We start from the raw sequence: 26487 nt of genomic DNA, 5'->3' as shown, positions 1-26487 counted from the left end.
CCGGCCGACTGTCCTGCACAACAATAGGCGCGCCGTAGACTCGATGCTCGTGACCGACGCGCTGCCCTCTGCTGTTCTCTGGGATATGGACGGCACGCTCGTCGATACCGAGCCCTACTGGATGACCGCCGAATCCGAGCTGGTCTCCGCCTGGGGCGGTGAGTGGACGCAGGAGCACGCGCTGCAGATGGTCGGCCTCGGCCTGCCCGACGCCGCGCGGATCCTGCAGGACCACGGCGTCGGACTCTCGACCGACGAGATCGTCGCGACCATGACGGCCCGCGTGATCGAGCTGACGCGCGCCGAGGTGCCGTTCCGTCCGGGTGCGCGCGAGCTGCTGCGCGGTCTGAAGGAGGCGGGCATCCCCTCCGCGCTCGTCACGATGTCGTACCGCGACTTCGCCGACGTCGTGATCGAGGCGATCGGCCCCGAGCTGTTCGCCGCGACGGTCACCGGCGACGAGGTCGAGCACACGAAGCCGCATCCGGCTCCCTATCTGCGCGGCGCCGAGCTGCTGGGGGTGGATGTGCGCACGGCCATCGCGGTCGAGGACTCCCGCCCCGGCGTGGCCTCGGCCGTCGCCTCGGGGGCGACCGTCGTCGCGGTGCCCCTGCACGTCGCCCTGCCCGAGAGCCCCGACTACACCCTGTGGGACGGCTTCGCCGGTCGCGGCCTCGCCGACCTGCTCGCCGTGCACGCCGAACGGAGTGACGCATGAGCGCCCAGCGCCGCCGCAGCGGACCTTTCGTGCCGGGCGACCGCGTTCAGCTGACCGGCCCCAAGGGCCGCATGAACACGATCACCCTCGAGGCCGGGAAGGTCTTCCACACGCATCGCGGGATGCTGAATCACGAGGAGATCATCGGGCTCCCCGACGGATCGGTGCTGACGGCGTCGAACGGCGACGAGTACCTCGCGCTGCGGCCGCTGCTGGCCGACTTCGTGATGTCGATGCCGCGCGGTGCCGCGATCGTCTACCCGAAGGACGCGGCGCAGATCCTCGGTCTCGCGGACATCTTCCCCGGGTCGACGGTCGTCGAGGCCGGCGTCGGCTCGGGCGCCCTGTCGCTGTGGCTGCTGCGCGGCGTCGGACCGGAAGGGCGTCTCGCCTCGTTCGAGCGCCGCGAGGAGTTCGCCGAGATCGCCCAGGCGAATGTCGCCGCGTTCCTCGGCGAGGAGCCCGCGAACTGGAGCGTCACCGTCGGCGACCTCGCCGAGGAGCTGCCCGCCGCCTTCGAGCCGGGCACGGTCGACCGCGTCGTGCTCGACATGCTCGCGCCCTGGGAGTGCCTGCCCGCCGTGTCGGATGCGCTGCGCCCAGGCGGCGTGGTCATCTGCTACGTCGCCACGGTCACCCAGCTCTCGCGCGTCGTCGAGGCGATCCGCGCGACGGGGGAGTACACGCATCCCGAGCCCGTCGAGACGCTCGTGCGCGGCTGGCATGTCGAGGGCCTCGCCGTGCGCCCCGATCACCGCATGGTCGGCCACACCGGCTTCCTCGTGACCGCGCGCCGGCTGGCGCCGGGCGCGGAGCTGCCGCAGCTCAAGCGCCGCGCGTCGAAGAGCGAGTTCAGCGACGAGGACGTCGAGCTGTGGACCCCCGGCTCGCTCGGCCAGCGCTCGACGAGCGACAAGCGGCTGCGCCGCGTCGTGCGGGATGCGCAGAAGCTCGCGTCGGAGACCGGCGCCGAGCCCGGCTCCGACGATCGCGATGCCGCCCCCGCCGCCGACGCGGCGGCGCACGGCGACGCCGATCAGCCCCGATAGACTCTCCCTCGGCCCCTTCGGAAGGACACCCGTGCGTCGCATCGCCCCCGTTCTCGCCATCGCCGCCCTGGCGATCGCCTCGCTGAGCGCCTGCGCGCCGGCCGAGACCGGCAAGGACGTCTCCTGCAGCCCGTACCGCTCGGGAGCGGCGAGCTCGACCGTGACGGCGACCGGCAAGGTCGGCTCCGAGCCGAAGATCGACTTCCCGACCCCGCTGCGCTCGAAGACCGCGCAGGTCAGCGCGCTCGTGCGCGGCGACGGCGCCCAGGTCGGCCAGGGCGACGTCGTGCAGTTCAAGACGACCATCTCGCTCGCCCGCACGGGCCAGAAGCTGCAGGCGGTCGGCTACGACGCCAACGGCGACGCCTTCTGGTGGACGAAGCAGAAGGATGCGCTCGCGAAGTCGCTGCTCTGCCAGACCGCCGGGTCGCGCATCGCGCTGACAGCCACGGCGAAGCAGATCTTCGGCGAGGGCGCCCTCGCGCAGCAGGGCATCGACGACAGCGCGACGCTCGTGCTGGTGACCGACATCGTGAAGCGCTTCCCCGGCAAGGCCGACGGCGTGAACCAGCTGCAGACCCCGGGTCTCCCCGCGATCGTCACGGCGCCCGACGGCCAGCCCGGCATCGTGCTGCCGGGCGATCCCGCCCCGAAGGAGAAGACGACCGCGATCGTCAAGGCGGGCGGAGGCAAGGCCGTGCGCAAGGGCCAGAACGTGCTCGTGCAGTACTCGGTCTTCCAGTGGGGCGACACCGCGACCGCGGGTCAGTCGACCTGGGAGAACAACTCGCCGTCGCTCGTCCCCGCTGGCGACGACTCCTCGACCTACCCCTTCTCGCCGCAGCTCGTGGGCAAGAAGATCGGCACGCAGCTCATCCAGGTCGTGCCGGCCGATTCGTCCGGCGCCGCGAACGCCGCCCCGCAGATCATCGTGATCGATCTGCTCGGCGTCGTCAGCTGACCCGGGCGCGCACTTCCCCGCACCTCTCGCAACGGACACGGCCGGGTGTCCCGACCTAGGATCCATCACGTGTCCGCATCGAAACCCGCGCCGCGCGTCGCCGTCGAGGAGCGCCTCTTCAGCCTCGTGCTGGCGCTGCTCGCCACCGAGGGCGGTCTGAGCAAGAGCGAGATCCTGTCGACGGTGCAGGGCTACCGTCAGCGCTTCGACAAGGGCGGCGACAACGCGAACCTCGAGCGTCAGTTCGAGCGCGACAAAGACGACATCCGCGACCTCGGTGTGCCGCTCGAGACGGTGGAGTCGCCCGGCGACGCCGGCAACAACCAGCTGCTGCGCTACCGCATCCGCAAGGGCGCCTACGAGCTGCCGACGGATGTGCGCTTCTCGGCCGAGGAGACCTCGATGCTCAACCTCGCCGCGATGGTGTGGCGCGAGGGGGCGCTATCAGGGGAGTCGCGCCGTGCGCTGCTCAAGCTGCGCGGACTCGGCGGCGCTCAGGCGCAGCAGCCCGTGCTCGGCTACGCGCCGCGGCTGCGATCGCGGGATGCGGCATTCGCGGCGATCGACGCCGCGCTCGAGAAGCACCTGACCGTGCGCTTCCAGTACTTGAAGCCGGGCCAGACCGAGGCGAGTGATCGCCACGTCATCCCGCTCGCGCTCGTGCAGTACCAGGGGCGCTGGCACCTCTCCGCCGAGGAGCCCGACTCAGGCAAGCGCAAGATGTTCCTGCTGCGTCGGATCGTCGGCGCCGTCACGACCGGCAAGCCGGCGCCCGCCCGCGACGGCGACTTCGCCGCCGAAGCGCTCGCCTCGCTCGCCGAGGTGTGGGAGGCCGGGATCGCCGAACTCGAGGTCGTCGCGGGCAGCGACGCCGATCGACGCCTGGGCAGCCGCGCCGGGGCCGAGCGGCTCGCCGCCGATGCCGCCGACGCCGACGCCGACGCCGACGTCCGTCTGCGACTGCACTTCGTCGATCTCGCGATCCTCGCCGACGAGCTGGCCGCGTTCGGCCCCGAGGTCGTCGTGCTCGAGCCCGCCGCCCTGCGCGCCGCCGTGCGCGACCGGCTCACCGTGATCGGAGCGGTCCATGCCCCGGCGTAACGCCGACGCGCCCCCCGCCGGCCCCAAGTTCAGCGCCCGCGACCGGCTCGCCTTCCTGCTCGCGCTCGTGCCGTGGCTCATGGACCACGAGCGCGTCACGGTCGACGAGGCCGCTGCGCACTTCGACGTGGATGCCGACCTCGTGCGCGAGTCGGTCGAGCTGATCGCCGTGAGCGGCGTGCCGGGCGACACCTCGTCGTACCAGCACGGCGACCTCTTCGACATCGCCTGGGATGCCTTCGAGGAGCGCGGCGAGATCGTGCTCACGAACCTCGTCGCCATCGACGACGCTCCGCGCTTCTCCGCGCGCGAGGCCGCGGCGCTCATCGCCGGACTCCAGTACCTCTCCTCGCTGCCCGAGACGGCTGACAGCGCGGCGATCGCGACGCTCATGGGCAAGCTCTCGCGCGGCACCTCCGGGCAGGTCGCCCCGGTGGGAGTGGCCGGCGAGGCGACGGATGCGCGACTCGCGACGATCCGCGACGCCGTCACGCGCGGGATGCAGCTCGAGCTCGACTACCTCAACTCGCGCGGCGAGCGCGAGCGCCGTCGCGTCGACCCGCTGCGCATCGACTCCAACGACACCGACTGGTATCTGCGCGGCTGGTGCCACCTGCGTCAGGCCGTGCGCACCTTCCGCCTCGACCGCATGGCGGATGTCATCGTCACCGACCGGCCGATCGAGCACCGCGTCGACGAGGTCGCCCTGCCCGAGAAGCTCTTCGAGGGGGCGACGACCGAGCTGGTCGTGACGCTCGACGTGGCGGCGGCGGCCGTACCGCTGCTCGACGACTACATCCCCGAGGGCGCGCCCCGTTCGGTGCACGGCGACCTCGTGCGCCTCGAGCTGCCGATCTCGCACCTCGACATGCTGAAGCGCTTGATCGCGGGCATGCCGGGCGTCGCGACCGTCGTCGCACCGGCGGAGGCGCGCGCGGCCGTCGAAGCCTGGGCACAGGCGGCACTGGGGCGTTACACCGCGGACTGATCGGCCGCACCTCACTGAGTGCGCGGATGCCGGGGTTACACTGAAGGACACTTCCCGACCACGGAGGATCGGACCATGGGTATTTTCGGCAACGCATTCACCGGCTGGCACCTGCTGCTGGTCCTCGCGGTCATCGTCCTGATCTTCGGCGCGACCAAGCTCCCGGCTCTCGCCCGCAGCGTCGGCCAGTCGGCCAAGATCCTCAAGAGCGAGCTCAAGGACGAGGACAAGGGCAAAGACGCCCAGTCCGGCACCGCTGAGAACGCCGCTTCGGCTCCCGTCGAGACCTCGTCGGCCACGACGACGAGCGCTCCGCCCGCCGACAGGTCCTGACGCGGGTGGCCGCGCGCACCAAGCGGAGGCGGCAGCGCAACCCTGAAGGACGGATGTCCCTCGGGGAGCATCTGGTCGAACTCCGCAACCGCCTGATGATCGGCGCCGCGGGGATCCTCCTGGGTACCGTGGCGGGATTCTTCCTCTACGACCTGGTCTGGCCGATCCTCTCGAACCCCGTCACCGTGCTCTCGGAGGCGAAGAAGAACTCCGTCTCGATCAACTTCGCCGGCATCGCCACCGCCTTCGATGTGCGATTCCAGGTCGCACTGGCGATCGGCATCGTGATCTCGAGCCCGATCTGGCTGCTGCAGATCTTCGGCTTCCTCACGCCCGGACTCACCAAGACCGAGAAGCGCTACGTCTTCGGCTTCTTCTTCTCGGCGGTGCCGCTGTTCCTCGCCGGGTGCACGGCCGGGTTCTACGTGATGCCGCACATCGTCGAGCTGATGGCGAGCTTCGTGCCGGCCAACGGCACGACGTTCTTCGACGCCAAGTACTTCCTCGACTTCATCCTCAAGCTCGTGCTCGCCACCGGCGTCGCCTTCGTGCTCCCGGTGTTCCTGGTGCTGCTGAACTTCGCCGGCATCCTGCGCGGCAAGTCGATCCTCAAGGGATGGCGCTGGGCGATCCTGGCGATCACGCTCTTCACCGCGGCGGCGACGCCGGCGGCCGACCTCTTCTCGATGTTCCTGCTCGCCGTGCCGATGGTGGCGCTCTACTTCGGCGCCGTCGGACTGGCCCTGCTTCACGACCGCTCCGTCGACCGGAAGACGGCCGCGGCGATCGCCGGCACCGACGCCGGCCTCCCCGCCGGCGCATGAGCACGACCGAATCGAGCGCCCCGAGCCCCTCCGAGCGCTACGCCCAGTCGCGGGCGCGCCGCGGATTCCTGCGTCTGGAGGCGTTCCGGGCGAAGCTCGCCTACGACCTCGACCCCTTCCAGCTGGCGGCCTGCCGCACGCTGGAGGAGGGGCGCAGCGTGCTCGTCGCCGCCCCGACCGGCGCGGGCAAGACGATCGTCGCCGAGTTCGCGGTCTACCTGGCGATGTTCGAGCCGCGCGACAAGGTCTTCTACACGACCCCGATGAAGGCGCTGTCGAACCAGAAGTACGCCGAGCTGGTCGCCGAGTACGGCTCCGACGAGGTCGGCCTGCTGACCGGCGACAGCAACATCAACAGCTCGGCCCGCGTCGTCGTGATGACGACCGAAGTGCTGCGCAACATGCTCTACGCCGACTCGCCGCTGCTGACCGATCTGGCGTTCGTCGTGATGGACGAGGTGCACTACCTCGCCGACCGATTCCGCGGAGCCGTGTGGGAGGAGGTCATCATCCACCTGCCGAAGCAGGTGCGGATGGTGTCGCTCAGCGCCACGGTGTCGAACGCCGAGGAGTTCGGCGACTGGCTCGGCGCGGTGCGCGGGCACACCGACGTGATCGTGTCAGAGGAGCGCCCGGTGCCGCTCGACCAGCACGTCCTGGTGCGCACGAAGCTGCTCGACCTCTTCGACTCCTCAGGGCAGGCCGCGACGAACCGCGTCAACCCCGAGCTCGCGCGCCTCGCCGCGGCGGGCGGACGCGGGCTCGGCGGGCGCGCCGGCGGCGACCTGCGCCGCATCCACCACAAGGACACCGGTCGTCGCGACTTCCGCAACGCCGACCGCGTCGACCGGGCCGCCTTCGTGCACATGCTCGACGACAAGAACCTGCTGCCGGCCATCTTCTTCGTCTTCAGCCGGGTGGGATGCGACGCCGCCGTCACCCAGGTCGTGCGCAGCGGCATCCGGCTCACCGAGGCCTGGGAGCGCGAGGAGATCCGCGCGATCGCGGAGGAGCGCTGCCGCACGCTGCGCGACGAGGATCTCGCCGTGCTCGGCTACTGGGAGTGGCTCGAGGGCCTGACCCGCGGTGTCGCCGCGCACCACGCCGGGCTGCTGCCGGCCTTCAAGGAGGTCATCGAGGAGCTCTTCCAGCGCAAGCTGGTCAAGGTCGTCTTCGCGACCGAGACGCTGGCGCTCGGCGTGAACATGCCCGCGCGCACGGTCGTGCTCGAGAAGCTCGAGAAGTTCAACGGCGAGGCCCGCGTGCCGATCACGCCGGGGGAGTACACCCAGCTCACCGGCCGCGCCGGGCGCCGCGGCATCGATGTCGAGGGCCACTCCGTCATCCAGTGGTCGAGCGGACTGAACCCTCAGGCCGTCGCCTCGCTCGCCTCCCGGCGCAGCTACCCGCTCAACTCGAGCTTCCGGCCGACGTACAACATGGCGGTCAACCTGGTCGCGCAGTTCGGCCGGGTGCGCACGCGCGAGATCCTCGAGAGCTCGTTCGCCCAGTTCCAGGCCGACCGGGCGGTCGTCGATCTGGCCCGCAAGGTCAAGGCGCAGCGCGAGAGCATGGACGGCTACGCGCAGGCGATGAGCTGCCACCTCGGCGACTTCCGCGAGTACGCGGCGCTGCGCCGCGAGCTCAGCGACCTCGAGCGCAAGAACGCCCGCTCCGATGGCGGCAGCCGTGGCGAGCGCGAGCGCCGCCAGCGGCACATGGCCGACTTGCGCCGGCGGATGCGGCAGCATCCCTGCCATTCCTGCAACGACCGCGAGGCGCACGCCCGCTGGGCTGAGCGCTGGTGGCGCCTCAAGCGCGAGACCGACCAGCTCACCTCGCAGGTGGAGGGGCGCACCGGGGCCGTCGCGAAGGTGTTCGACCGCGTCACCGACGTGCTGCTCGAGCTCGGCTACCTCAGCGGCAAGGGCGACCAGATCGAGACCACCCTCGACGGCCGCCTGCTGCGCCGCATCTACGGCGAACGCGACCTGCTGGTCGCCGAGTGCCTGCGTCGCGGCCTCTGGGACGAGCTGGATGCGCCGGCCCTCGCCGCGCTCGTCACCGCGCTCGTCTACGAGCCCCGCCGGGAGTCGGGCGAGCCGGTCGAGCTGCCGCGCGGGCCGTTCCGCAAGGCCTTCGGCGCGACCGAGGAGCTGTGGGCGAACCTGAGCGATCTCGAGGACGAGCACCGGCTGCCGTCGAAGGACGCGCCGGCCGCGGGCCTCTCGCTGGCCGCCTACCGCTGGGCCGGCGGTGCGCGCCTCGACAGCGTGCTGCGCGACGCCGATCTCGCGGCGGGCGACTTCGTGCGCTGGATGAAACAGGTCATCGACCTGCTCGATCAGATCTCGATCGTCGCCGAGGGGCGCGTCGGGCCGACCGCGCGCCGCGCGATCGACGGCATCCGCCGCGGCGTCGTCTCCGATTCGGCGGTGTCGTGAGCGCAGAGGTCCTCCCGCGACGCGCGGTCGTGCTCGCGGCGGTCGCCGGCGTCCGAGCGCGTCGCGACGGCTTCGTCCTCGGCGGCCGCATCCCGCTCCTCGGGGCCGTGCTGCTCGCCGCGGCCGGCGGCCTGCTGCTGCGCGCGGCCTTCCCCGGTCCGGCGATCTGGATCCTCGCCTTCCCGGCGATCGCCCTCGCTCTCGTCACCCTGCGCGGTCGGCGTCTCGGCGCCGCCTTCCTCGTCGGCTTCGTGTTCGGCGCGGCGTTCTGGTTCCCGCACATCGGCTGGGCCTCGCGCTTCCTCGGGGTGCTGCCCTGGACGGCGCTCGCGACGCTCATGTCGCTCTGGATGGCGGGCGGCGCGATGCTCATCGCGCTCGCCTACCGCTGGCTCCCGCACGTCGTACCCGGGCGCGCGGGTCGCCTGGCGCTGCTTCCGGCCGTCGTCGCGGGGCTGTGGATCCTGCGCGAGGGCGTCTCGAGCGTCTGGCCCTATGGCGGCTTCTCGTGGGGGCGCGTCGCGTTCTCGCAGTCGGAGTCGCCGTTCCAGGGCCTGTTCAGCTGGCTCGGCTCCTCGGCGCTCAGCTTCCTGATGGTGCTGCTCGTCGCGGTCGCGATCGAGGTCGCGCTCGATCCGGCCGGCCGCCGCGCGCTGCGGGGTGCGGTCGTCACCGCGGTCGCGCTGGCGGTGCTCGTCGTGCCGGCGTTCCCGACCACGCCCGACGGCACGCTGCGCGTCGGAGCCGTTCAGGGCGACACCAAGGCGGGCTACTTCGATCCGCCCGAGAACGTCGGCGACAACCTGCTCGGTCAGGCTCAAGCCACCGAGCCGGTCTTCGACCAGAAGGTGGATGTCGTCGTCTGGCCCGAGGGCGCCTCCGACGTCGACCCGCTGCGCGACGGCTGGGCCGCGCGCATCTGGGATCTGGTCTCGGCGGAGGCCGACGCCCCGATCGTCGGCGGCACGATCACCCACCGCGACGACGAGTACTTCAACACCTCGCTCCTCTGGAAGGACGGCGGGGCGGTCGACCACTACGACAAGAAGCACCCGGTGCCGTTCGGCGAGTACATCCCCGACCGCGCCTTCTGGCGGCCCTTCGCCCCCGACCTGATCGATCTGGTGCAGCGCGAGTACTCGCCCGGCAGGACCGACACGGTGATGGATGTCGGCAAGGCCATCGCCGGCTTCGCGATCTGCTTCGACATCGTCGACGACGCGATCATGCGGCAGAGCGTCGACGACGGCGCGCAGGTGATCCTCGCGCAGACGAACAACGCCGACTTCGGCGAGGACACCGACGAGAGCGTCCAGCAGCTCGCGATCGCCCAGGTGCGCGCACTCGAGCTCGGACGGTCGGTCGTCAACATCTCGACGGTGGGCACCTCGGCCGTCGTGCTGCCCGACGGCACCGTCACGCACCGGCTCCCGACGTACGAGCCGGGAGTCATCGTGGATGACGTGCCGCTGCGCACCGGGACGACGCCCGCCGTCGCGATCGGCCTCCAGCTGGAGTGGTTCCTCGCGCTCGGCGGACTGCTGCTGCTCGCGGCGGCCGGCATCCGCTCGCGGCTCGACCGCGGCGCGGGGCTCTGACGCGCGGGCCGCTCACGCCTCGGACTCTGTCGCGCCGGACATGACACTGGCGGCGCCGTCCGAAGACGGCGCCGCCAGCAAGTCGGGGGAGTGCGTGCCCTCAGGCGCTCTTGCGGGTGCCGCGACGAGCCCGCAGGTACTCGAGGCGCTCCTGCAGCAGCTCTTCGAGCTCCGCCTCGGTGCGGCGCTCGAGCAGCATGTCCCAGTGGGTGCGCACCGGCTTGACCGCGATCTCCTCGATCTCGACGAGCTCGCCGTCATCGCCGATCAGCCGGCCCTCCTGGCCGGTGCGGGGCGACGACCAGAACTCGGGGACCTCGGCGTCGGCCGAGAACATGACCTCGAAGGTCGTGCCCTCCTCGGTGCGATAGACGCTCTTCTTGCGCGGTGAGAACTCGATACCCTCTTCGCTCTGCAGGCTCTGGGATCCGAGTCGCATACCGCGCAGGCTTCGATCTGCCATCGTGTGGCCTCCTCTGTGCGCTGCGTGCCACAACCAGTCGCTGTGACACCACTGTCTAACGGAAAGGGTCCTCCGGGGATGCCCGGGAACGGCCCTTTCCAGATCATTCACAGACGATCGGGGGTGCCTGTCCGGCCTCTCAGAACGGCCATCGCGAGGTCGGCCCGGTCGGTCACGATGCCGTCGGCGCCGGCGTCGAGCAGCGTCCTCATCTGCTCCGGATCGTTGATCGTCCAGAAGTGCGCCTCGGCCCCGGCGGCGTGGATCGCGCGGATCGCGCGGGGAGCGTCCACGCGCATGCCGAGCACGCGCACCGGCAGCTGCGTCGCATCCACGCCGTGCAGGGCGCGACGCACGAGCGGCGTCAGACCGGCGGTGGCGGCGGCGACCGCGACCAGGGCGCCGAACGAGGACACCGAGGTCGCGACGCCCGGCAGCGCGCGCACGACCGCGGTGCGCCGGGATCCGCTGAACGAGCCGATCAGCACCCGGTTCTCGGCCCGGGTGCGACGGATCGCCGAGATCGCCGGGCCGATCGCGTCGGCGCTCTTGATGTCGATGTTGACGCGGGCGTCGGGGAAGCCGTCGAGCAGCTCCTCGAGCGAGCAGTAGCCCTGATCCTGTCCGAGAGGAACGCGACGCAGTTCGGCCATCGTCAGCTCGGAGACCTGGCCGGGTCGCCCGGCGACCCGGCTCAGGTCAGGGTCGTGACTCACGACGGCGACCGCGTCGCGACTGCCGTGCACATCCGTCTCGAGATGGGTGACGCCGATGTTGAGCGCGTGGAGAAACGCCAGCAACGTGTTCTCCGGCGCCTCGAGCGCCAGCCCGCGATGCGCGATCACGCGCGGGGGAGCGGGCTGCAGGTAGGCGCTCGACCCGATTCGAGCGCCCCGGCTCACGCGACCGGGCCGGTGGGTCCGGCCGGCGGCGCCGTGGGCGGCGTCGGTCCCGCGGGCGGTGCGGGGGGCGCCGTCGGCGGGGTGCTCGGCGAGGCCGGCGGCTCATCCACCGAGCTCGGGAACGGCGGCGGGGCGTCGGCCACGCTGACATCCGGGATCTCGATGCCGGCCGCGGCCTCGCTGTGATCGGTGTTCGAGTCGCTGTTGAGGTCGGCGAGCTTCGACGCCGGCTTCACCGGGTTCGGCACGAAAGGCTGGTCGGAGCGCGGGGCGAAGAAGCCCTGCCCGATGCCCTTGAGCGCCTCGGTGAGCTCGCTCGGGATGATCCAGAGCTTGTTCGCGTCGCCCTCGGCCAGCTTCGGCAGCGTCTGCAGGTACTGGTACGCGAGCAGCTTCTCGTCGGGGTCTCCGGCGTGGATGGCGTTGAACACCGTCTGGATCGCCTCGGCCTCACCCTGGGCGCGCAGCACCTGGGCCTTCGCGTCACCCTCGGCCTCGAGGATCGCCGCCTGGCGACCACCCTCGGCCTGGAGGATCGCGGCCTGCTTCGTTCCCTCGGCGGTGAGGATCTGCGCGCGACGGTCACGCTCGGCGCGCATCTGCTTCTCCATCGAGTCCTGGATCGACACGGGCGGGTCGATGGCCTTGAGCTCGACGCGGCCGACGCGGATGCCCCACTTGCCGGTGGCCTCGTCGAGCACGATGCGCAGCTGGCTGTTGATGTTGTCGCGGCTGGTCAGCGCCTCCTCGAGGTTCAGGCCACCCACCACGTTGCGGAGCGTGGTGGTCGTCAGCTGCTCGACGGCGCCCAGGTAGTTGGCGATCTCGTAGGTCGCGGCGCGCGCATCCGTCACCTGGAAGTAGACGACCGTGTCGATCGAGACGACGAGGTTGTCTTCCGTGATGACCGGCTGCGGCGGGAACGAGACGACCTGCTCGCGCATGTCGACCAGCGGGCGGAGCCGGTCGATGAACGGCACCAGCAGGTTCAGACCCGGCTGGAGGGTCTTGTGATAGCGGCCGAGGCGCTCGACGACGCCCGAGTAGGCCTGGGGGACGATGCGGATCGACCGGAAGATCGTCACCAGCACGAAGATGACGACGATGACCACGACGATCACCAAGAGGGCCGCTCCGAAGAGCTCACCGGAGGAATTCACTGGGGTGCGGTCCTTTCTGCGGGCTCGACCACGGCGGTCGAGCCTTCGATCGCGGTGACGACGACGCGGTCGCCGTCGTGGGGCTGCAGGGGCGTGTCGGCGCCGAGGCGCGCCGTCCAGGTCTCGCCGTTGGCGAGCTTCACCTGGCCGCGGCCCTCGTCGAAGGCCTTGACGACGCTGCCGGTGAGCCCGAGCAGGGCCTCGACGTTGCTCTTGGCCGGATCCGCACCGCGGTGGATGCGCCGATGGAGTGCGGGGCGCACCAGGAAGAGCAGCAGGATCGCCGTGACGCCGGCGATGATGATCTGCGCCCACCACGGAGCGTTGAAGAGGCTGGAGACCAGTCCGCTGAGGCTGCCGACCGCCAGCATGAGGAACGTGAACTCGAGGTTCATCATCTCGATGACCACGAACAGGAGGATCAGCGCGATCCACACGATCCAGGCCCACTGGGTCAAGAACTCGGCCATCGGGCGCCTCCCTCGGGTAGTCCGACGATGATTCGAAACTATCACCGAAAGCTCTCCGCCGACCCTGGCGAGGAATCCTCCGGCGCGTCGCGTTGCTAGGCTCGCGTCCCGTGGAAACTCCCCTCGCTCCCGGCTCACTGACCGGCATCCGCGCACTCGTCACCGGCTCGTCTCGCGGCATCGGCGCCGACACGGCCAAGTTCCTCGCCGCGGCGGGCGCGAAGGTCGTCATCAACTTCCGCAACAAGGAGCCGCGCGCGCTCAAGATCGTCGCGGGCATCGAGCAGGACGGGGGAGAGGCCTTCGCGGTCGGCGCCGACCTCACCGACCCCGCGAGCGTCGAGGCGATGTTCCAGCAGGTGCAGGAGCGCTGGGGCGGGCTCGACCTGCTCGTGCTCAACGCCTCCGGCGGCATGGAGTCGGGCCTCGGCGAGGACTACGCCATGAAGCTCAACCGCGACGCGCAGGTCAACGTGCTGACCGCTGCCGAGAAGGTGCTCGTCGAGGGATCGCGTGTGGTCTTCGTCACGAGCCACCAGGCGCACTTCATCAAGACCACGCCGACGATGCCCGAGTACGAGGCCGTCGCCCTGTCGAAGCGCGCCGGCGAGGATGCGCTGCGCGAGCGCATCCCGGGTCTCACCGAGAAGGGCGTCGAGTTCGTCGTCGTCTCGGGCGACATGATCGAAGGCACCATCACGGCGACCCTGCTCGAGCGCGTCAACCCCGGTGCGATCCAGTCGCGCCGCGACGACGCCGGCCGCCTCTACAAGGTCGACGAGTTCGCGGCCGAGGTCGCTCAGGCGGCCGTCGACCCGATCCCCGAGGATCACACGCGCTACGTCGGCGACGTCAGCGGCTTCACCCGCTGAGCGCATGACGCGCCTGCGCCGCACGTCGCGCATCCTGGTCGTCGACGACCGCGACCGGGTGCTGCTCTTCCTCACGCGCGCGCCCGACACGAGCGGGTTCGCGCGCTGGATGACGCCGGGCGGCGGCGTCGAGGGCGACGAGACCCACGGCGAGGCCGCCGTGCGCGAGCTCTGGGAGGAGACCGGACTGCGCGACGCCGCGCTGACCGGGCCGATCTGGAGCCTCGACTTCGACGTGACGTGGGACCAGGCGGATCACGACCGCGGCCACGCCGAGTACTACGCGCTGCGGACGAGCACCTTCGCCCCGGCGAACGACAACTGGACCGACGACGAGCGGGTCGACCTCGAGCAGCATCGCTGGTGGAGCGTCGACGAGCTGGCCGCCACCGACGAACCCTATGAGCCGGCGGAGCTCCCCGAGCTGGTGCGTCGCACCATCGCCTCCCTCGGCCGTGAGACGGAGGACTGACATGGCCGAGACCGATGCGCCGACGACGACGCAGCGCCGCAAGCTGAAGCGGCTCGAGGAGCAGGAGCGCAAGCTCGTCTTCACCGACTTCTCGCACGCCGACGCCTGGCAGCTGGGTACGATCCTCGTCGGCGTCGCAGCCGAGCGGAACCTGGCCATCGCCATCCGAATCACGATCGGCGAGCAGACCGCCTTCCAGGTGGGCATGCCGGGGTCGTCGAGCGACAACGACGACTGGCTGGTGCGCAAGGCGCGCGCGGTGCAGCGCTTCGGCGCGAGCACCTTCCTGCTCAAGATCCGCGGCGAGGTGACGGGGCGCAGCTACGCCGAGCTCGACACGACGCGCTACGCGATCGCGGGCGGCTGCGTGCCGATCAAGACCGAGTCGGGCGCGCTGCTCGGCACCGTGGGCGTGTCGGGTCTCGCGCAGGCCGACGATCACGCGCTCGTGGTCGACGCGGTCATGCAGTTCCTCTCCGGCGAGAACGCGCGGTGACGGCTCCGGTCGTCGCTCTCCGCGAGGTCGGGTTCCGCCGCAACGGACGTCAGATCCTCGACGACGTCACCCTCGAGGTGCGCGCGGGGGAGCACTGGGCGCTGCTCGGTCCGAACGGGGCCGGCAAGAGCACGATCCTCGGCTTCTGCGGTGCGGTGACCCACCCCTCGGCCGGCACAGTCGAGGTGCTCGGGGAGCGGCTCGGCCGGGTCGAGCTCGCCGCGCTGCGGCGTCGGATCGGCCACGTCAACCCGCGGCATCCGCTCGATTCGCCGCTGACGGTGCGCGAGGTCGCCCTGACCGGCATCACCTCGACGATCGAGCTGCCGATGCGCTGGGAGGCCTCGGCCGACGAGATCGAGCGGGCGGATGCCGTGCTCGATCAGCTGGGACTCGCGGCCATCGCGGAGTCGCGCTGGCCGACGCTGTCGCAGGGGGAGCGGGGGCGCACGCTGATCGCCCGTGCGCTGCTCTCCGACCCGGCTCTGCTGCTGCTCGATGAGCCGTCGACCGGACTGGATGTCGCCGCGCGCGAGCAGCTGCTCGAGACGGTGGACGCGCTCGAGCGCACCCACCCGGACCTCGCCTCGATCCTGGTGACGCACCACCTCGAGGAGCTGCCGGAGACCACCACGCACGCGGTGCTCGTGGCCCATGGCCGGATCACCGCATCAGGACCGGTCGGCGAGGTCGTGACGAGCGAGGCGGTCTCGGCGGCGTTCGAGCATCCGATCCACGTCGAGCACCGCGACGGCCGCTGGTCGGCGCGGGCTCGTCGGCGTCGCGCGGTCGCGCTCTGAGCCCGACCCCGAGCCCCAGCGCACTGGACGATCCCGGCGACCGCGCACCCTGTCGAGCGCGCGTCAGCGGCTGACGCGGTAGACCAGCCGGGCGAAGGCGCCGACCTGCGCGACCGAGTCGAGCGCGAGCCGGGCGGCCTCGATGCGGCGGGGGAGAAGGGGCGCCCCGGAGCCCAGCGTGACCGGCGCGTAGGACAGGCGCAGCTCGTCAAGGGCGCCCGCGTCGTCGAACTGGCCGACGAGGTCACCGCCGCCGACGAGCCAGATGTCGCCCTCGCCCGCCGCCGCGCGGATCTGAGGCAGCGCCTCCGCCACCGGCCCGCGCACGAAGCGCACGTCGGCTCCGGCCGGCACCGGCAGATCGCGCGTCGTGAACACGAAGACCGGGGTATCGCCGTGGAAGGCGGCCCAGCGCTCCGGATGCGCGAGCAGATCCTGATCGCGCAGAACCCACTCGTAGGTGGTCGAGCCCTCGACCATGACCGCCGCGGGACCGGGAGCGAGCTCGGGGGAGGGGGAGTCGCCGCCGGGCACCGCGAACAGCCAGGCGAGCGAGTCGTCGTCATCGGCCAGGTAGCCGTCGAGCGTCGTCGCCGTGTCGAAGAAGATCGCCATGGCCTCACGTTAGGCACGACCACCGACATCCCGACGGGCGAGCCCGGGGCGCTGGCGCGCATCGTTATGTCAGATCAGGCGAGATCCCGAGAGGGGTCGAGGCCGGCCGTGTCAGCCGCCCGCGATGCTCCCGTAGCTCTGCTCGCGCAGCACCTGGTGGCTGCGCTCGAGCTGGGGCTGGTCGCGCAGGCCGTCGGCGCGTCGGCGATCGTCGTGCGCCCGTCGCTCGCGGTCGGCCTGCTCGTCGTGCGCGTACCGGGCGGCCGCGGCGCCGTACTCGGCGCGGTGCTGCTCGATCGCGCGCTCGCGCAGACCGCGCCGCACGGCGCGCCAGATCACGGTGTAGACCAGCCACAGGCCGAGCGCCGCGCCGCCGACACTCAGGACGATGCTCAGCAGGATGGCGAGGATGCCGCCGCCAGCGAGTGCGGTCAGCAGCGGTGTCGAGTCGTCGGGCACGCTCTGCACGATAGGTGCGCAGGGCGTCGTCGCGCGGCCCCATCCCTGGGGTCAACTAGAAACCGATAATGCACATTATGACAATATCGATGAAGCTCGGCGCCCCGTCGTCAGGCGTCACCCTCGCTGTCCGTGGTCGACTGGCCCGGCTCCGCCGAGCTCGACCGCACCGGAGCGCCGGCGGTCGTCCGACCCCGAACTGGGCATCATCACTCGCGAACGGCGACACCTAGCGTGGACATATGCAGAGAATCGCTCAGCGTGTCGCCCGTGTCCTGATCCTGCTCGCCATCCTCGGCGGAGCGGCCGTCGCGGCCACCTACGCGCTCGCGATCGGCTCGCTGTCCAGCCGGGGCCCGAATCCCGACGGCTACGGTCTGCTGGCGATCGCGAATCACGGCGCGCCCGTCGCCGCCGGGCTGGTCGTGCTCGCGGTGCTCGCCGCGGTGCCAGGCCGTCGATCGCTCGTGCCGGCGGCGATCCTCGCCCTCTCGAGCGGCGTGGTGGGAGGTCTCGCGCTCGCGACCTGGAGCATCGGCCACGCGCTGTCGCACGTCGACCAGCACGCTCAGCCGCCGGCGCTCAACTCGCTCATCCTCGCGATCACCGGGTCCGCGGTCGACGTCTCCCCTGCTGCCGTCGTGCTCGCGGTCGGCGCTCTTGCGCTGATCGTCATCCGGTCGCTCCGCCGCTTCCGGCGCTGGAGCATGCCCGTGGAGGTCGCTGCGGCGGCCAGCTGAGCAGCGGAGTCGTCTGCTCGCGGATGCCGACGTGCGCGCCGTCAGGCTCGACGTCGCGCGATCAGCGCGCCGTGGGGTCGTGGTCGCGGTGCCGCTCCGGTGCGGGTGTGCGTCTCGACGACGTCGAAGCCGGCCGCGGCGACCATGTCAGCGAGGTCGCTCGCCGACCAGCGGTAGGCGCGCGTCACCGCGTGATCGAAGGGCTCGGTCGCGTCCGCGATGAAGAACCCGACGAGCAGGCCGCCGCCCGGCGCGAGCACGCGCCCGAGCTCGCCGAGCGGCACGGCGATGCTCGAGGGGTCGTGATGGATGAGCGAGTACCAGGCGAGCGCTCCCCCGAAGGCCGCGTCGGCGTAGGGCAGGGCGTCGAGCGAGCCGAGGTCGACGCGCGCTCCGTGGTGGGCGCGCCGCGCGTGCAGCAGGAACGGCTCCACCTGGTCGATCCCGCGCACGTCGGCACCGCGTCCCGCGAGCCAGCCGGTCCACTGTCCCGGCCCGCAGCCGGCGTCGAGGATCTCGCCCTCGATCCGGTGCGCCCAGTCGCCGACGAGGTGGATGTCGGCCGGATGCACGTCATCCATCGATCCCACCGCGCCGATGTAGTCGCCGGCCCGACGGGCGTACGCCTCCGCCACCGCCGTGCTCATCAGTCGTCGCGCCCCGTCCAGCCCTTGCGGTGGAACCACCACCACAGCGCGGCGACCGAGACCAGCATCGAGCCGATCCCGAGGAACAGGAACAGCCACGGTCCCTTCAGCACATGATCGACCTCCCAGTCGAAGTTCATGCCGAAGAAGCCGGTGAGGAAGCTCAGTGGCAGGAACACCGAGGCGACGATGGTCAGCTGCTTCGACACCTCGCCCTGCCGGTTCGCGACCGTCGAGAGGTAGAGGTCGGTGCAGCTCGTGATCATCTCCTGGTACGAGTCGAGCTCGTCGGTGATGCGGATGAGGTGGTCGTAGACGTCGCGGAAGTAGTCGCGACTGTCGGCCTCCAGGCCGGCGAGGTCGACGATCTGGTCGGCCTCGCGCGCGAACACGTCGCGCATCGGCACGACCGCCTTCCGCAGACGCAGCAGCAGCCGCTTGAGCCGGAAGATCTCCTCGAGCTGGCGTCGCTTCGCGCCGGCGACGATCGCATCCTCGAGGTCGTCGATCTCCTCATCCAGGTCGGCGAGGATCGGGAAGAAGCTGTCGACGATCGCGTCGACGACCTTGTACACGTAGTACTGCTCGCTCTTCGCCGCGGCCGACTGCTCGAGCTGAGCGCGCAGCCGCTCCAGGTCGTCGAAGCGGTCGCGGTGCAGGGTGACGATCCACGCGCCGCTGAGGTAGAGGTGGATCTCTTCGAGCGGCTGCTCATTCTGGTCTTCGGGCTTCTGCTCGCGCCCGCCCTGCAGCACCAGCAGGGCGTTGTCACCGTAGACGTCGAGCTTCGGGCGCTGGCCGAAGTGGATGCTGTCCTCGACCGCGAGCGGGTGCAGACCGAGCAGCTCGCCGAGGTGACGGATGTCGTCGTCGCTCGGTGCCGTCAGATCGAGCCAGAAGAACTCGCCGCGCCCGCAGAGGTCGCGCAGGCGGGCGTCGTCGATCCGATCGATCACGTGCATGAGGTGATTCTCGGGGCGGGCGTGTCGACGGCCGGGCGAAACGCCGTGCGCGCCATCGACGTGCGGGTGACGCGCGCGCAGACTGACGACATGAGCAGTGCTCTCCCCCGCTTCTGCCTCGCCGCGGCCGCGCTCGCCGCGACGGCTCTCCTTGCCGGCTGCACCGGATCGCCGAGTTCGTCGCCGACCTCCGCGCGGCCGTCGAATCCGGCATCGTCGACGGCGGCGGCGCTCAGCTGCTCTGATCTCGCGGACGAGGGCGAGCTCGACGCCGCACTCGGCGGGGCGGCGGCCGCGGTCGATCCGGTGGCGACCCTGATCGGCACCGGGTCGGATGCGGTCGCGGCGACGGCGGTGCCGGCGGCGGGTGGACTGCAGTGCGCCTGGCGGGGAGCCCCGGATTCCGGGTTCGCCCCCGTGCTGACCGCCCAGCTGCTGCCCGATCCGGACGCCCGCTGGACCGCGATGCTCTTCGGCGACGGGCCGTCGACCGAGACGCGCACCTACGGCGAGCACACGGTCACTGCCGCCTCGGGCGATCCGGGCTTCGGGGCGACGGCGCGGATCGCCGGGGTGTGGGTCTTCCTGGAGCGCACGTTCGACCCGCAAGAGACCGCCGCCGATCCGGGCGATGACCGCGACCTCGACGCCGCGTTCACGTCGATCCTCGACGCCGTGGCGGCGCGCGGGGCGCAGCTCGGCGCACCTCGGTCGGCCTCGGCGTCCCCGTCGCCGTCCGCCTCGGCGGGCGGCTCAGGCGGCGCAGGTGGTGCGGGCCGTTCGTGCGACGACCTGGTCGCCACCTCGGAACTGAGCGCGGTCGTCGGCGGTCCGGTCGCCTGGGTGGATCAGCCCGAGCAGCCCGAGCGCCTCGATATCGAGTCGTCGGCGATGCGGTCCGCCGGAGATCTCGACTGCTTCGCGAACGGCGCGCAGCAGACCCTGCGGATCCGACTGGGGCATGGTCGGGCGGATGCGGCCGGGCAGCTCAAGCCGGGTTTCGACACTCTCGGCGGCGTGGACTTCGTTCCCGCGAAGCTCGCCGGCCTCGGCCGCGGCGACTGGGCGATCCGTCAGGACTGCGGAGGGTCGGCCTGCTCGGTCGCCTTCGCCGTCGGGAACGACCTGTACGACGTCGACTTCGCCCACGATCCGGTGGCGGTCGCGAACGCGGTGATCGCCGCGCGACGCTGACGGCCGATCGGCGCGCGTTCGCGCAGCGCTCAGTCCGCTGGCGCGGGCTCGGGCCGCAGTCCGTCGAACACCAGCTCGAGGATCCGGTCGGCCTGCGCGAGCCCGGCCTCGGTGCGGGGCACGCGCCAGAGCGCGCTGAGCAGCAGCAGCACGTCGGAGGCGTCGATGCCGGGGCGGGCGTCGCCGTGTGCGGCCGCCGCGTCGAGCAGCTGACGGATCGCCGAGGTGACCGGACCGTAGGTGCTGTCGATGAGCGCCTGCGCGGTCGGGGTCGACAGCGCCTCCCCCAAGCCGTGCTTCACCCGCACCGAGGCGGCGAGGCGGCGTGCCCAGTCCCGGAAGGCATCGAGCGGCTCCTGCTCGTCGAGTGTGCGGCGCACCGAGGCCTCGAGCCCGTCGATGTCCTCCTTGTAGACGGCCAGCAGCAGGTCTTCACGGGTCGGGAAATGCCGGTACAGGGTTCCGGCCCCCACCCCCGCGGACTTGGCGATCGCGTTGAGCGAGGTCTCCGGGTCGCGCAGGAAGGCGGCGGAGGCGACCTCGAGGATGCGCGCGCGGTTGCGCTGGGCATCTGCTCGGCGTGCGTCGCTCGTGGTCGTCGAGCTGTCGGATGCGCGGTCGTCCATGGTGCTCCTTGCGAATCGGAGAACTCTCCGTTACTGTCGACGACGCCAAGCGGAGAACTCTCCGCACATACTACTCAGGGAGAGACATGCCGCAGCGCATCCTGGTCACCGGCGGTTCCGGCTACATCGGCGGATGGTGCGTGCTCGCGGCGCTCCGCGCCGGCTACGACGTGCGCACGACCGTGCGCGACCTCGCCAAGGGCGACACCCTGCGCGGCCTGCTGCAGAAGGCCGAGGCCTTCGACGGCGCCCGGCTGCAGATCGTGCGCGCCGACCTCGCCTCCGACGACGGCTGGGCCGACGCGGTCGCCGACGTGGACTTCGTGCTGCACGTCGCCTCCCCCACGCTCCGCACCGCGGTCGAGAGCGAGGAGGCGATGATCGCCGCCGCCCGCGACGGCGTGCGGCGCGTGCTGCGGGCCTCGCGTGATGCCGGCGTGAAGCGCGTCGTGCTGACGAGCGCCTCCGGGGCGATCGTCTACGGCCACCCGAAGCGCACCGAGCCCTTCACCGAGAACGACTGGACCGTCGTCGACAACCCCGACGTCGCCCCGTATCAGCGGTCGAAGACGCTCGCCGAGCGGGCGGCCTGGGCCTTCGTCGAGCAGGAGGGCGGCGCGCTCGAGCTCGCCGCCGTGAACCCGACGGCCGTGATCGGCCCGCTGCTCGGGACCGACGACCCGCCGTCGCTGCGCACCATCCGCGGCATGCTCACCGGTGCCCTGCCCGTCTGCCCGCCGTTCGGCACCGGCTGGGTGGATGTGCGCGACGTCGCCGACCTGCACCTGCGCGCGATGACCGATCCGGCGGCCGCCGGCGAGCGTTTCATCGCGATCTCGGGTCGCAGCCTGCGCATCGTCGACGTCGCCCGCATCCTGCGCGCGCGCCTGGGTGACCGCGCTGCGAAGGTGCCGACCCGCGAGCTGCCGGTGTTCGCAGCACGGCTTCTCGGCGTGCGCAACCCCGCCCTCCGGGCCCTGCGTCCGCAACTGGGCCGAGATTTCCCGGCCACGGGCGCGAAGGCCGAGCGGCTGCTGGGGTGGCGCCCGCGACCGATCGAGGACAGCATCGCCGAGACCGCCGAGAGCCTGATCGCGCACGGCCTCGACCGCGCCTGACCTGATCCGTGGGTGGACCGAGGAGAGGCCGTGGGTGGACCGAGGAGAGGGTTGCCGTGACATCATTCCGGTGGAGATCGCCAGAAGCGCGGCGCCCGATAGGCCCTCGCGTCAGTCGCGTCGGACCTCGTAGCGGCGCTCGATCCCCGCGGTGACCGAGCCCCAGTCGCTCGACGCGACGCGCCGCTGGTGCGCCGCGAACGCCGCCTCGTCGACGAAGCTCTCCGCGACATCCCAGACGAGTGTTCCCGATCGACGTGTGACGTCGAAGCTCCGGCAGCCGACCTCGTCGCGAGTGCGGCGGATGTGCTCGGGCAGCTCCCGTTCGACGGTCGCCGCCTCGATGTCGTCGCGGCAGATCAGCAGCCCGGTCAGATGCACGCCCACGGGGCCGCTCAGCCCTGCTCGAGGCGCGAGCAGGTGATCTCGCCGGAGACCGTGACCGCGTCGCCGCCCTCCGGGTCGTCGAGCGCGGTCGTCGCGAAGGAGATCGACCACACCCCGCGATGCTCGCCGGCGACGACGCCGTCGAGAGTTCCGGTGCGGGAGAAGACCCGGCCGTCGGGCAGGGTCAGGTGGGCTCCGGCGCCGTCGGTCACGGCGTAGGTCAGGGTCGGGGCGTCGGAGCTCTGCCGGGGATCCGGCGTCGTCATCGCGCCGAGCCGGCCGTTCGCGACCGTACAGACCGCCGTGGTCCAGGCGATCGTGCCGCCGGCTCCCCCGGCGTACTCGATCCCGCCGCCGCCCGCGATCGCCGCGCTCGGGCTCGGTTTCGACGTCGCCGACGACGACCGGTCCGGATGCGGTGCGGGGTCGACGGCGACGCATCCGGTCATCACGGCCGCGGCGGTGGCGGTGGCGGCGACGATCACAAGGCGGAGCGGGCGACGCATGCTTCCATCGTGTCAGGTCGGTCGCGTCGCGTCGGTCGTCGTCAGTCCTCGCCGAACCCGGTCTCGACCAGTGCGACGAGCGCGTCGAGCGCGGCGTCGGCGTCGGGGCCCTCGGCCGTCAGCTCGAGCTCGCTGCCCTTGCCGCGGCCGAGCGCCATGATGCGCAGCAGGCTCTTCGCGTCGACGCCGTCGACGGTGATCGCGGCGTCGAAGCCGCTGGCCGCCTTGACGAACTCCGCCGCAGGGCGGGCGTGGAGCCCGCTGCCGTTGACGAGCGTGACGCGGCGCGTGCGGAGGTCGGCGTCCGCGGCCGTGACATCGGTCACGGCGTCGGGGCCCCCGGTTCCGTCGGCGCCGGTGTCGACGGATGCGGCGTCGCCGTTCGCGCTCGCGGCCGCCGCGAGGACTGCGGCGCGGTCGCCGCCCGTGCGCGCGGCCACGGCGGCCGCCACGGCGCCCTCGACGATCGGCGCATCCGCGATGGCGACGCGCTCGCGCGCCGTGTCGTCGAGGAAGTCGAGCGCGGTCTCGGTCGTGAGGATCGCGGAGCCGAGGTCGCAGAGCACGACGACACCATCGCCCGTCTCTGCCGCCTCGATCGCGGCGCCGACCTTGTCGAAGCTCGTGCCGATCCCGCCCTCGTCGGTGCCGCCGGCCGCGACGATCGTCACCCCGTCGGCCATCTGGCCGGCCAGCTCGACGACGCCCTCGGCGATCTTGGAGCTGTGCGAGACGATGACCAGGCCGACGCTCACGCGGCGGCCGCCGCGTCAGCCGCCGCGCGCAGGATGAGCGTGGTCGACACCGACCCCGGGTCGCGATGACCGATGGCACGCTCCCCCAGGTAGCTCGCCCGGCCCTTGCGGGCGACCAGCGGGTCGGTCGACTCGGCGCCGGACTGGGCCGCATCCGCGGCGGCGGCGAGGATCTCTGCCTCGCTCCTGCCCTCGGCCTGGGCTGCCGCGGCGGCATCCACCGCGGGTGTCCAGGCGTCGATCATGGTCTTGTCGCCGACCTCGGCCTTGCCGCGCAGCACGATGCCGTCGCGGGCTGCGGTGAGGAAGGCGACGATCGCCGCGCCGTCGAGCTCGGCCCGATCGGCGACGGCCTGGGAGCCCTTGAGGAAGGCGGTGCCGTAGAGCGGGCCCGAGGCGCCGCCGACGGTCGAGATGAGGGTCGTCGCGACGACCTTGAGCACGTCGGCCGGCGTCGCGTCGGCGGGCAGATCGCCCGACTTGACGGCGACGGCGGTGAAACCGCGATCCATGTTCTCGCCGTGGTCGCCGTCGCCGATCTCCCGATCGAGGGTGATGAGCTCGCTGCGGTGCTCGCTGATCGCCTGCGCGCTGCGCGCGATCCAGTCGGCGACGAATTCCCTGCCCAGTGCCATCGGTCTTCCTTCCGCTCGGCTGCTCCGCCGGTCGCGATCAGCGTAGTGCGCGTGCGTGACGGGAGCTCGTGACTGAACGGATGTGCGTGCCGCGTCGCGCGATCCGGTGCGGTTCCGATGCGGTTCCGATGCGGCGCCGTGCAGTCCGGCGCGATCAGAGGTCGCTGTGGTCGGCCCATCCGGCGATGTCGATGCCGTGGTTGTCGGGTGAGGCGAGCGTGTAGGTGTACGGCGCGTTCGAGTCATCGGCGATGCGTCCGCCGGCGGCCAGGCAGGCGGCGACGCGAGCCTCGACCTGATCCGCGGGCACCGAGACGTCGATGTGCGTGCGCCCGCGCCGCGGCCGTGGCGGCGTCAGCGTGTGGAACCAGGTGTGCGGATTGCGTCGCAGCGGATCGACAGCATCCTCTTCGCCGAGATCCACGTAGCCGAGCGCGGCCCGCCAGAACGGGCGGGTGTCGACGCCGGTGTCCTCGGCGACCGCGATGCCGACGACGGCGAGCATGCTCGGGTCGGCGATGAGCCCGAGCTCGGCGGCGGCGCGCGACACCCGCTGGGCGAGGTGCACGTCGACGAGGGCGAGATGGCCGTCGGGCTCGCTGCGGGTGCGCACCGTGACGCCCTCGGGTCGCAGGTCGACATCGGGTGCGTGATCGAGGTCCGCCGCGACGACCGCGATCTCGGCGACCAGCCGCGCCGCGGTGGCGAAGTCGTCGGAGCGGAAGAACGCATGCGCTCCCCAGAACAGCACCCGCCAGTCGTCGAGGCCCTCGTGCTCGTGGAACCGTCTCGCCGTGATCCTGCCCGCCATCGCCCGACTCCGTCCGCTCGCCGTTCGCCGCCGCGCCGGGTCTCGCCCCGGCGATCCACTGCGAGCGTGGCAGGACGGCCGACCCACGGCAAGGACCCCTTCGCCGGGCCGGTCGTCGCTCTGCTCGGACTCCTCCGTTCAGTCGTCCTCGGGCGTCCGCGGCCCGCGCAGATGCTGACGGGTGAGCTCGGCGAGCTGCTCGTCGCTGAGCTCGTCGTAGCCGCGCGCCTCGCGCCGATCGGAGCGGGCCCAGCGGATGCCGAGCACGATGAGGATCGGCACGTCGGCGACCTCGGCGATGAACCAGAGCAGATCGCCGGCGAGCTGCTGGTCGCGCAGCGGACTCGGCCACCAGGGCGCCAGCGCCGCGACGCGCGGTGCATGATCCAGCACGGCCGGCGTGATGCGCAGCACGATGCCGGGGATCGCGTCGATGATCAGCTCGACGAAGGCGAGCAGGAACTCGACCGTGATGAACAGCGACGAGCGCGCCGCGGCGTCTTCGGCGATCGGCAGCACTATGAGCAGCCCGACGAGAGGAACGACGACGGTCAGCGCATCCTCGATCGCCGGAGAGGTTCGGGCTGTTCCGGCGAGCGGGGTCAGGAACAGCGTGAAGACGGCAGCCGAGAACAGCGTCGCGAACATCGCGTTGCCGAACAGCCGCACGATCCGACTCGCCAGCACCCGATCGAGCCGGCGGCGGCCGCGCTCGCCCGATGCCTCACGCAGCAGCGCGAGCGGACGCCCTGCCGCGATCGCCGCCGGCACGACGACGAGGAGCAGGGCGATGCGCGTCGTGAACGCCCAGCGCAGGTCGGCGCTGTGCACGCCCAGCACGCCGAACGAGACGGTCGCGAAGGAGCCGAGCCCGACGGACAGGTAGAGCGCCGTCGATCTCCTCGACCAGTGCCCTCCGGACCTCCGCACCCGCACGGTGCCGACGAGGTACGCAGCGGTGGCCGTGGCGAGGAGCGTCGCGGCCACGGGGTCGAAGCCCCAGATGCTGAGGAGGACGGGTATCGATGGCGTGCTCGCAGGCTAGGAGCGCTGCGCTGAGTGCGACGCCCGATCGGAGCCTCCGCGTCTGAGGAAGGTCTCAGGGACAACGAGGGGGCAGATCGATGTGTCGAACTCCCCCGGAGACGACGAAAGCCCCCGGCGAACCAGGGGCTTCGGGATCCGTGAGGAATCGGGGTGCGCGATACTGGGATCGAACCAGTGACCTCTTCCGTGTCAGGGAAGCGCGCTACCGCTGCGCCAATCGCGCCTAAACAGGCTATTCAGTTGAGAGCGAGGTGGCGACGGGATTCGAACCCGTGTAAACGGCTTTGCAGGCCGGTGCCTCGCCTCTCGGCCACGCCACCAGGTGGCCCTTTGG

At 71.5% G+C, this 26487-nt stretch carries 31 protein-coding genes and 2 tRNA genes; 16 read left to right on the top strand and 17 right to left on the bottom strand.

The genetic code is table 11. The annotated features are described in order from the left end of the window. Nucleotides 1-43: 43 nt before the first annotated feature. The 9 genes from BJ979_RS12905 to lnt all read left to right on the top strand — a co-directional run bounded on the left by BJ979_RS12905 (nt 44) and on the right by lnt (nt 10016). The gene (locus BJ979_RS12905) at nt 44-718 is read left to right on the top strand and encodes an HAD family hydrolase (protein ID WP_179568446.1); all 675 of its coding nucleotides are present in this window, start codon (nt 44-46) and stop codon (nt 716-718) included. After that, complete coding sequence (locus BJ979_RS12900; protein ID WP_179568444.1) at nt 715-1767, top strand: tRNA (adenine-N1)-methyltransferase; 1053 nt, start codon at nt 715-717, stop codon at nt 1765-1767. Before BJ979_RS12905 ends, BJ979_RS12900 begins: the two co-directional genes overlap by 4 nt. 31 nt (nt 1768-1798) lie before the next feature. Beyond that, nucleotides 1799-2728, top strand: a complete 930-nt coding sequence (locus BJ979_RS12895) for a hypothetical protein (protein WP_179568442.1) — start codon at nt 1799-1801, stop codon at nt 2726-2728. A gap of 69 nt (nt 2729-2797) precedes the next feature. Beyond that, nucleotides 2798-3829, top strand: a complete 1032-nt coding sequence (locus tag BJ979_RS12890; RefSeq protein WP_179568440.1) for a helix-turn-helix transcriptional regulator — start codon at nt 2798-2800, stop codon at nt 3827-3829. Next, nucleotides 3816-4817, top strand: coding sequence for a helix-turn-helix transcriptional regulator (locus BJ979_RS12885; RefSeq protein WP_179568438.1), 1002 nt, complete (start codon nt 3816-3818; stop codon nt 4815-4817). Before BJ979_RS12890 ends, BJ979_RS12885 begins: the two co-directional genes overlap by 14 nt. 75 nt (nt 4818-4892) lie before the next feature. After that, nucleotides 4893-5150, top strand: coding sequence for a twin-arginine translocase TatA/TatE family subunit (gene tatA / locus BJ979_RS12880; protein ID WP_179568436.1), 258 nt, complete (start codon nt 4893-4895; stop codon nt 5148-5150). Nucleotides 5151-5203: 53 nt separating this feature from the next. Continuing rightward, nucleotides 5204-5974 carry a twin-arginine translocase subunit TatC gene (tatC, locus tag BJ979_RS12875; RefSeq protein WP_179568434.1) on the top strand — a complete coding sequence of 257 codons (771 nt, stop codon included), beginning with the start codon at nt 5204-5206 and terminating at the stop codon, nt 5972-5974. Beyond that, nucleotides 5971-8418 (top strand): DEAD/DEAH box helicase, encoded by a 2448-nt coding sequence (locus BJ979_RS12870; RefSeq protein ID WP_179568432.1) that lies wholly within the window; start codon nt 5971-5973, stop codon nt 8416-8418. Before tatC ends, BJ979_RS12870 begins: the two co-directional genes overlap by 4 nt. Next, the gene (gene lnt / locus BJ979_RS12865) at nt 8415-10016 is read left to right on the top strand and encodes an apolipoprotein N-acyltransferase (RefSeq protein ID WP_343046699.1); all 1602 of its coding nucleotides are present in this window, start codon (nt 8415-8417) and stop codon (nt 10014-10016) included. Before BJ979_RS12870 ends, lnt begins: the two co-directional genes overlap by 4 nt. Before the next feature lie 100 nt (nt 10017-10116). Here the strand turns inward: lnt and BJ979_RS12860 are convergent, their stop codons facing one another. From BJ979_RS12860 to BJ979_RS12845, 4 genes are all read right to left on the bottom strand, one after another. Then, nucleotides 10117-10479, bottom strand: a complete 363-nt coding sequence (locus BJ979_RS12860) for an RNA polymerase-binding protein RbpA (RefSeq protein WP_179568430.1) — start codon at nt 10477-10479, stop codon at nt 10117-10119. A gap of 107 nt (nt 10480-10586) precedes the next feature. Continuing rightward, nucleotides 10587-11381: a glycerophosphodiester phosphodiesterase family protein gene (locus tag BJ979_RS12855; protein ID WP_343046698.1), complete on the bottom strand. Its 795-nt coding sequence runs from the start codon at nt 11379-11381 to the stop codon at nt 10587-10589. Next, nucleotides 11378-12505, bottom strand: coding sequence for an SPFH domain-containing protein (locus tag BJ979_RS12850; RefSeq protein ID WP_218853494.1), 1128 nt, complete (start codon nt 12503-12505; stop codon nt 11378-11380). The genes BJ979_RS12855 and BJ979_RS12850 overlap by 4 nt, the downstream gene beginning before the upstream one ends. A 32-nt stretch (nt 12506-12537) precedes the next feature. Further along, complete coding sequence (locus tag BJ979_RS12845) at nt 12538-13011, bottom strand: NfeD family protein (RefSeq protein ID WP_179568426.1); 474 nt, start codon at nt 13009-13011, stop codon at nt 12538-12540. 110 nt (nt 13012-13121) lie between these two features. Here BJ979_RS12845 and BJ979_RS12840 point away from each other — a divergent pair, with 110 nt between their 5' ends. From BJ979_RS12840 to BJ979_RS12825, 4 genes are read left to right on the top strand one after another with little or no spacing between them, the layout of a single operon-like run. After that, nucleotides 13122-13883 carry an SDR family oxidoreductase gene (locus tag BJ979_RS12840; RefSeq protein ID WP_179568424.1) on the top strand — a complete coding sequence of 254 codons (762 nt, stop codon included), beginning with the start codon at nt 13122-13124 and terminating at the stop codon, nt 13881-13883. A 4-nt stretch (nt 13884-13887) separates the two neighbouring features. Then, nucleotides 13888-14355, top strand: coding sequence for an NUDIX hydrolase (locus tag BJ979_RS12835; protein WP_179568422.1), 468 nt, complete (start codon nt 13888-13890; stop codon nt 14353-14355). 1 nt (nt 14356) lies between these two features. Continuing rightward, on the top strand, nt 14357-14851 hold the full coding sequence (locus BJ979_RS17680; protein WP_179568420.1) for a heme-degrading domain-containing protein: 495 nt from the start codon (nt 14357-14359) through the stop codon (nt 14849-14851). Next, entirely contained in the window at nt 14848-15651 is an 804-nt protein-coding gene (locus tag BJ979_RS12825) for an ABC transporter ATP-binding protein (RefSeq protein ID WP_179568418.1), read from the top strand. Before BJ979_RS17680 ends, BJ979_RS12825 begins: the two co-directional genes overlap by 4 nt. A gap of 63 nt (nt 15652-15714) precedes the next feature. Here BJ979_RS12825 and BJ979_RS12820 read toward each other — a convergent pair whose 3' ends face one another. Both BJ979_RS12820 and BJ979_RS12815 read right to left on the bottom strand, forming a co-directional pair. Next, on the bottom strand, nt 15715-16266 hold the full coding sequence (locus BJ979_RS12820) for a dihydrofolate reductase family protein (RefSeq protein ID WP_179568416.1): 552 nt from the start codon (nt 16264-16266) through the stop codon (nt 15715-15717). A 111-nt stretch (nt 16267-16377) separates the two neighbouring features. Continuing rightward, nucleotides 16378-16725 carry a hypothetical protein gene (locus BJ979_RS12815; RefSeq protein WP_179568414.1) on the bottom strand — a complete coding sequence of 116 codons (348 nt, stop codon included), beginning with the start codon at nt 16723-16725 and terminating at the stop codon, nt 16378-16380. Nucleotides 16726-16967: 242 nt separating this feature from the next. Here BJ979_RS12815 and BJ979_RS12810 point away from each other — a divergent pair, with 242 nt between their 5' ends. Continuing rightward, complete coding sequence (locus tag BJ979_RS12810; protein WP_179568412.1) at nt 16968-17465, top strand: hypothetical protein; 498 nt, start codon at nt 16968-16970, stop codon at nt 17463-17465. Between the two features lie 41 nt (nt 17466-17506). Here BJ979_RS12810 and BJ979_RS12805 read toward each other — a convergent pair whose 3' ends face one another. After that, complete coding sequence (locus BJ979_RS12805; RefSeq protein ID WP_343046697.1) at nt 17507-18100, bottom strand: class I SAM-dependent methyltransferase; 594 nt, start codon at nt 18098-18100, stop codon at nt 17507-17509. Between the two features lie 11 nt (nt 18101-18111). Beyond that, nucleotides 18112-19074, bottom strand: a complete 963-nt coding sequence (gene corA / locus BJ979_RS12800) for a magnesium/cobalt transporter CorA (RefSeq protein ID WP_179568408.1) — start codon at nt 19072-19074, stop codon at nt 18112-18114. A 90-nt stretch (nt 19075-19164) separates the two neighbouring features. Here corA and BJ979_RS12795 point away from each other — a divergent pair, with 90 nt between their 5' ends. Further along, nucleotides 19165-20268, top strand: coding sequence for a hypothetical protein (locus BJ979_RS12795; RefSeq protein WP_179568406.1), 1104 nt, complete (start codon nt 19165-19167; stop codon nt 20266-20268). Nucleotides 20269-20297: 29 nt separating this feature from the next. Here the strand turns inward: BJ979_RS12795 and BJ979_RS12790 are convergent, their stop codons facing one another. Then, a complete protein-coding gene (locus BJ979_RS12790; RefSeq protein ID WP_179568404.1) occupies nt 20298-20894 on the bottom strand; it encodes a TetR/AcrR family transcriptional regulator in 597 nt (198 codons plus the stop codon). A gap of 86 nt (nt 20895-20980) precedes the next feature. Here BJ979_RS12790 and BJ979_RS12785 point away from each other — a divergent pair, with 86 nt between their 5' ends. Continuing rightward, nucleotides 20981-22012, top strand: a complete 1032-nt coding sequence (locus BJ979_RS12785; RefSeq protein ID WP_179568402.1) for an SDR family oxidoreductase — start codon at nt 20981-20983, stop codon at nt 22010-22012. A gap of 111 nt (nt 22013-22123) precedes the next feature. Here BJ979_RS12785 and BJ979_RS12780 read toward each other — a convergent pair whose 3' ends face one another. From BJ979_RS12780 to BJ979_RS12745, 8 genes are all read right to left on the bottom strand, one after another. Continuing rightward, nucleotides 22124-22399 (bottom strand): antibiotic biosynthesis monooxygenase, encoded by a 276-nt coding sequence (locus BJ979_RS12780; RefSeq protein WP_179568400.1) that lies wholly within the window; start codon nt 22397-22399, stop codon nt 22124-22126. 8 nt (nt 22400-22407) lie between these two features. Then, nucleotides 22408-22905, bottom strand: coding sequence for a hypothetical protein (locus BJ979_RS12775; protein WP_179568398.1), 498 nt, complete (start codon nt 22903-22905; stop codon nt 22408-22410). Nucleotides 22906-22946: 41 nt separating this feature from the next. Continuing rightward, nucleotides 22947-23660: a dihydroxyacetone kinase phosphoryl donor subunit DhaM gene (gene dhaM / locus BJ979_RS12770; protein WP_179568396.1), complete on the bottom strand. Its 714-nt coding sequence runs from the start codon at nt 23658-23660 to the stop codon at nt 22947-22949. After that, complete coding sequence (gene dhaL / locus BJ979_RS12765; RefSeq protein WP_179568394.1) at nt 23657-24295, bottom strand: dihydroxyacetone kinase subunit DhaL; 639 nt, start codon at nt 24293-24295, stop codon at nt 23657-23659. Before dhaL ends, dhaM begins: the two co-directional genes overlap by 4 nt. 154 nt (nt 24296-24449) lie before the next feature. Then, nucleotides 24450-25106 carry a VOC family protein gene (locus BJ979_RS12760; protein WP_179568392.1) on the bottom strand — a complete coding sequence of 219 codons (657 nt, stop codon included), beginning with the start codon at nt 25104-25106 and terminating at the stop codon, nt 24450-24452. Between the two features lie 138 nt (nt 25107-25244). Continuing rightward, nucleotides 25245-26093 (bottom strand): cytochrome c oxidase assembly protein, encoded by an 849-nt coding sequence (locus tag BJ979_RS12755; RefSeq protein WP_179568391.1) that lies wholly within the window; start codon nt 26091-26093, stop codon nt 25245-25247. A 211-nt stretch (nt 26094-26304) separates the two neighbouring features. Further along, nucleotides 26305-26376 (bottom strand) — tRNA-Val (locus BJ979_RS12750). A 26-nt stretch (nt 26377-26402) separates the two neighbouring features. Next, a tRNA-Cys gene (locus tag BJ979_RS12745) sits at nt 26403-26473 on the bottom strand. Nucleotides 26474-26487 lie beyond the last annotated feature (14 nt).

The organism is Schumannella luteola (assembly GCF_013408685.1).
GTDB classification, from domain to species: Bacteria; Actinomycetota; Actinomycetes; order Actinomycetales; family Microbacteriaceae; genus Schumannella; species Schumannella luteola.
Note: the sequence above shows the minus strand (reverse complement) of the source record. Positions and strands in the feature narration are given on the sequence as shown.